This is a genomic window from Streptomyces sp. KLMMK (genome assembly GCF_036961605.1).
Classification (GTDB): domain Bacteria; phylum Actinomycetota; class Actinomycetes; order Streptomycetales; family Streptomycetaceae; genus Streptomyces; species Streptomyces telluris.
In genome coordinates this window covers 1-6,031 of record NZ_JBAMDC010000389.1, presented here as the reverse complement: position 1 = coordinate 6,031, position 6,031 = coordinate 1, and the positions used below count along the sequence as shown (strand labels likewise).

The window sequence follows — 6,031 nt, the reverse complement described above, 5'->3', positions numbered from 1 at the left end:
GACAATGGTCCCGTGAGTACGCTCCTTCCCGCCGCCGACCGCGCGCGCACCTCCCGGCTGCGCGACGCCCTGCTCGCCGCCGCCTTCACCGCCGATGGCCTCCTCGACCTGCTGGGCGCCCCCGCCTACGCCGCGCTCGCCCGCAGCGAGACGGTGCCCGCCCTGCGCGCCACGCGCGGCGACAGCCCGCTGGAGACGCTCGTCCGGCTCTTCCTGCTGCAGCGCCCGGCTCCGTACGCGCGCGCCGCGGCCGCGCTGCCCGTCGACGACTGCCTCGCCGGTGGCTGGGTCGTCCGCGACGGGGACTCCGTGCGCGCCACCGTGGACGTGCGCCCGTACGGCGGCCCGGAGGGGCAGGACTGGTGGATCGTCTCCGACCTCGGCTGCGCGGTCGGCGGCGCCGGCGGCATCGCCGGGGGCGGGACCGGCCCCTCGGGAGTCGACCGCTCGCAGCTCGTCCTCGGCGTCGGCGGCGCCTCGACCACCCTCGCCGGGCTCACCGTCCGCACGCCCGTCGCGAGCGCCCTCGACCTGGGCACGGGCTCCGGCATCCAGGCGCTGCACGCGAGCGGGCACGCCACGCGGGTGACGGCGACGGACCTCAACCCGCGCGCCCTGCACATCACGCGGCTCACCCTGGAGCTGTCCGGCGCCGCGGAGGCCGACCTGCGCGAGGGCTCGCTCTTCGAGCCGGTCGCCCAGGACACCTTCGACCTGATCGTCTCGAACCCGCCGTTCGTCATCTCGCCCGGCGCCCGCCTGACCTACCGCGACGGCGGCATGGGCGGCGACGACCTGTGCCGCACCCTCGTCCAGCAGTCGGCCGACCGGCTCAACGACGGCGGCTACCTCCAGCTGCTCGCCAACTGGCAGCACGTGGAGGGCGAGGACTGGCGCGAGCGGCTCTCCTCCTGGGTGCCGCGCGGCTGCGACGCCTGGATCGTCCAGCGCGAGGTGCAGGACGTCGCCCAGTACGCCGAGCTGTGGCTGCGCGACGCGGGCGACCACCGCGCCGGCCCGGAGGAGTACGCGGCCCGCTACGACGCCTGGCTGGAGGAGTTCGAGGCCCGCAAGACCAAGGGCATCGGATTTGGCTGGATCACGCTGCGCAAGTCGGGTGCCGACCGGCCGTCGGTCGTCGCCGAGGAATGGCCGCACCCGGTCGAGCAGCCGCTCGGGCCGGCCGTCCGCGCCCACTTCGACCGGCAGGACTTCCTGCGCGCGCACGACGACGCGGGGCTGCTCGCCGCGCGCTTCGCCCTGGCCGACGAGGTCGTGCAGGAGCAGGTCGGCCTGCCGGGCGCGGAGGACCCCGAGCACGTGGTGCTCCGCCAGAACCGCGGCATGCGGCGGGCCACCAAGGTGGACACCGTCGGCGCGGGCTTCGCGGGCGTGTGCGACGGCTCCCTGAGCGCGGGGCGGATCCTCGACGCCATCGCCCAGCTGATCGGAGAGGACCCGGTGCTGCTGCGGGACCGGACGCCGGAGTCGATCAGGATGCTCGTCGAGCAGGGCTTCCTGACGCCTGTGGCGGAATAGCCGCCCTCGGCGGGGAGGGCCGCCGCCCGGCCACCGCGGGCGGCCGCCGCACCGCGGGGCGCGTGACGGGTCACACGCCCCGCCGGTGTTTGCGGGCCACAATTCTGGACATCGTTTTCAGGACAACCTGTTGCCCGGGGTCCGTACGGACGCATGTGCGTCCGACATCTCGGGCAGGGCCATGTCAAGGATCGTCCGGGGCTTCCGTGACTCTTTCGGGTCCAAGCCCGCGCCCTTGCGGCGTGCGGCCCGCCGTCCGGCCCTCCGCCGTCACACCCTTGGCCAGGGCCCTGTGAAGCGCGGCATCGGGGGCGGAGTGGACGTAGCCTTCATTACGACCCTAAGAGTGTGATGTTGGATACCGTGCTGGTTAGAACGTACATCGGGTTACCGTTCGAGTGGCGTTGCGGGCTTTTTCCGTTTGACACGGGGGCGGGATGTACCGTCACACTCCGCAGCGTCACCGCAGCGCCCACACCGAGTGCCGACCGGAAGAAGAGCGAAGTTGTCCCCGACCAGCGAGACCGCAAAGGGCGGCCGCCGACTCGTCATCGTCGAGTCGCCTGCCAAGGCGAAGACGATCAAGGGCTACCTCGGCCCCGGATACGTCGTCGAGGCGAGCGTCGGGCACATCCGTGACCTGCCGAACGGGGCCGCCGAGGTCCCGGCGAAGTACAAGGGCGAGTCCTGGGCCCGCCTCGGCGTCAACGTCGAGAAGGACTTCCAGCCGATCTACGTCGTGAACCACGACAAGAAGGACCAGGTCAAGAAGCTCAAGGAGCTGCTGGCCGAGTCCGACGAGCTCTTCCTCGCCACCGATGAGGACCGCGAGGGCGAGGCCATCGCCTGGCACCTGCAGGAAGTCCTCAAGCCCAAGGTCCCCGTCCGCCGCATGGTCTTCCACGAGATCACCAAGGACGCGATCCAGGCCGCCGTCGCCAGCCCGCGCGAGCTGAACAAGAAGCTCGTCGACGCCCAGGAGACCCGCCGCATCCTCGACCGCCTCTACGGCTACGAGGTCTCGCCGGTCCTGTGGAAGAAGGTCATGCCGCGGCTGTCGGCCGGCCGTGTGCAGTCCGTGGCCACCCGCCTCGTCGTCGAGCGGGAGCGCGAGCGCATCGCCTTCCGCTCCGCCGAGTACTGGGACCTCACGGGCACCTTCGGCACCGGCCGCTCCGGTGACAACAGCGACCCCGCGACCCTCACCGCCCGCCTGTCCTCGGTCGACGGCCGGCGCGTGGCCCAGGGCCGCGACTTCGGCTCGAACGGCCGGCTGAAGGACGCCGCCCAGGTGCTCCACCTGGACGAGGCCAACGCCCGCGCGCTGGCCGCGGCCCTCGCCGACACCTCGTTCGCGGTGCGCTCGGTCGAGTCCAAGCCGTACCGCCGCTCGCCGTACGCCCCGTTCCGCACGACGACGCTGCAGCAGGAGGCTTCGCGCAAGCTGGGCTTCGGCGCGAAGGCCACCATGCAGGTGGCCCAGAAGCTGTACGAGAACGGCTTCATCACCTATATGCGTACGGACTCCACGACGCTGTCCGACACCGCCGTGAACGCGGCCCGTGCGCAGGTCACCCAGCTCTACGGCGCCGACTACCTGCCGGAGAAGCCGCGCACGTACGCCGGCAAGGTCAAGAACGCCCAGGAGGCGCACGAGGCGATCCGGCCTTCGGGTGATCGTTTCCGCACGCCCGCCGAGACCGGCCTGACCGGCGACCAGTTCCGCCTCTACGAGCTGATCTGGAAGCGGACCGTCGCCTCCCAGATGAAGGACGCGACCGGCAACTCGGTCACCGTCAGGATCGGCGGCCTGGCGAGCGACGGCCGGCAGGCCGAGTTCAGCGCCTCCGGCAAGACCATCACCTTCCACGGCTTCATGAAGGCCTACGTGGAGGGCGCGGACGACCCGAACGCCGAGCTCGACGACCGCGAGCGCCGCCTCCCGCAGGTCGCTGAGGGCGACCCGCTGGCGGCCGAGGAGATCACGGCCGACGGCCACGCCACCAAGCCCCCCGCCCGCTACACCGAGGCCTCGCTGGTCAAGGAGCTGGAGGAGCGGGAGATCGGCCGCCCGTCGACCTACGCGTCGATCATCGGCACCATCCTCGACCGCGGCTACGTCTTCAAGAAGGGCACGGCCCTCGTCCCGTCCTTCCTGAGCTTCGCCGTCGTGAACCTGCTGGAGAAGCACTTCGGCCGGCTCGTCGACTACGACTTCACCGCCTCCATGGAGGAGGACCTCGACCGCATCGCCCGCGGCGAGGCCCAGGCCGTGCCGTGGCTGCGCCGCTTCTACTTCGGCGAGGGCACCGAGGGTGCCGCGGGCGGCGCCGCCGAGGCCGGCAACGGCGACGGCGACCACCTCGGCGGCCTCAAGGAGCTCGTCACCGACCTCGGCGCGATCGACGCCCGCGAGGTGTCCTCCTTCCCCGTCGGCAACGACATCGTGCTGCGCGTCGGCCGCTACGGCCCGTACGTCGAGCGCGGCGAGAAGGATGCCGAGGGCCACCAGCGGGCCGACGTCCCCGACGACCTCGCGCCCGACGAGCTGACCGTCGAGTACGCCGAGGAGCTGCTCGCCAAGCCCAGCGGGGACTTCGAGCTCGGCACCGACCCCGGCACCGGTCACCAGATCGTCGCCAAGGACGGCCGCTACGGCCCCTACGTCACCGAGATCCTTCCCGAGGGCACCCCGAAGACCGGCAAGAACGCGGTCAAGCCGCGCACCGCCTCGCTCTTCAAGTCCATGTCCCTGGACACGGTCACCCTCGACGACGCGCTCCGGCTGATGTCGCTGCCGCGCGTGGTCGGCACCGACGCCGAGGGCGTCGAGATCACCGCGCAGAACGGCCGTTACGGCCCGTATCTGAAGAAGGGCACCGACTCGCGGTCGCTGGAGACCGAGGACCAGCTCTTCAGCATCACGCTGGACGAGGCCCTCGCCATCTACGCCCAGCCCAAGCAGCGCGGGCGCGCCGCGGCCAAGCCGCCGCTGAAGGAGCTGGGCACCGACCCGGTCAGCGAGCGCCCGGTCGTGGTCAAGGACGGCCGCTTCGGCCCGTACGTGACGGACGGCGAGACCAACGCCACGCTGCGCCGTGACGACGACGTCGAGACGATCACGCCCGAGCGCGGCTACGAGCTCCTGGCGGAGAAGCGCGCCAAGGGCCCGGCGAAGAAGACGGCCAAGAAGGCCGCCGCGAAGAAGGCGCCGGCGAAGAAGACCGCCGCCAAGAAGACGGCTGCCAAGAAGACCGCGGCGAAGAAGACGACGACCGCGAAGAAGACGGCGGCCACCAAGACGGCCGCCAAGAAGACGACCGCCGCCAAGAAGGTGGCCGCGGCCGCCCAGGCCGCCGACGAGTGACCGGCTGACGGCACGGGCGGACGCTGCCCCGGCGCGGCGTCCGCCCGTGTCCGTCTGCGTCCATCCGAGTTCGTCCGCATTCGTCCGTGTCCGTACCCGCCCTCTTCCGGCAGCCGCCGGGGGAGGGCCGGGCCGGGTCCGTCAGCGTCGGTGGGCCATCCATTCGTTCGGGCGCATGTTCGGGCAGAAGCGCGGAAGCCCGGACAGGCCGGATAGGCTGGCAGGATGACGCGAGCCGAGCAGCCAACCGTGGTGACCTCCACCTCCGGCGCCCTAGCCGCGGACTCCCGCGAGCGTGCCGTCCGGTCCCTGCTGCGCTTCCCCCCGCTGCGGCGGCTGTGGAACGCCCAGTTCGCCGGCGGTGTCGGAGACTCCCTCGCCCTCCTCGTGCTCCTGCTGCTCTCGCTGCAGGCGGCCGTCGCGGAGGGCTCCTTCGGGGGCGGCTACCGGGGCGCGGCCCTCGCCGTCGCCGCGGTCCTCGCGGCACGCCTGCTGGCGACCCTCCTCTTCGGCGCGGTCCTGCTCGGCCCGCTCTCCTCGCTCATCGCCCCGGCCGGTCCCCTCGACCGCCGGTGGACCATGATCGGCGCGGACGGGGTCCGGGCCGGCCTGCTGGTCGTCGCGCCCCTGTGGCTCGACTGGACCGGCAGCCGTGCGCTCGCCTTCCTGCTGATCTCGGCCTTCGTGATCGGTGTCGCCGAGCGCGTGTGGACGGTCGTCAAGGACGGCGCGGCCCCCGCACTCCTGCCCGCGCCCCCCCTCGAAGGCTCAGCGGTACGCCCGCTGCCCGACCACTACGACGCACTGCGGCGCCTCTCGCTGCGCACGAGCTTCGTCTCGCTGCCCCTCGCGGCCGCCGCGCTCCTCGCCGCCACGCTGATCGGCAACCTGCTCGGGGCCGGCATCGACTGGTTCCACCAGCACCAGGCGGCCCTCGGGTCGTTCCTCGCGGCCGTGCTGTTCGGCACCTCGGCCGCCATCCTCTACTTCCTGGCGCTGCCCAGCGCGAAGTCGCCCCGCGTGCGCTCCCCGCTGGAGGGCCTGCGCCGCCCCAGGACCACCCAGGGCCCGGACGCCGGGCGGACGCCGGACACCGGCCGTACGGGCGCCATCCCGGTGCTCGTC

General features: G+C 72.5%; 2 protein-coding genes and 1 pseudogene. All 3 read left to right on the top strand.

Annotated features, from left to right (window positions below; genetic code table 11):
• Positions 1 to 12: 12 nt before the first annotated feature.
• A complete protein-coding gene (locus V7793_RS31805; protein ID WP_336013134.1) occupies positions 13 to 1,539 on the top strand; it encodes a DUF7059 domain-containing protein in 1,527 nt (508 codons plus the stop codon).
• 505 nt (positions 1,540 to 2,044) lie between these two features.
• A complete protein-coding gene (gene topA / locus V7793_RS31800) occupies positions 2,045 to 4,906 on the top strand; it encodes a type I DNA topoisomerase (protein WP_336013132.1) in 2,862 nt (953 codons plus the stop codon).
• Between the two features lie 225 nt (positions 4,907 to 5,131).
• A pseudogene (locus V7793_RS31795) lies at positions 5,132 to 6,031 on the top strand (dTMP kinase); the annotation flags it as partial.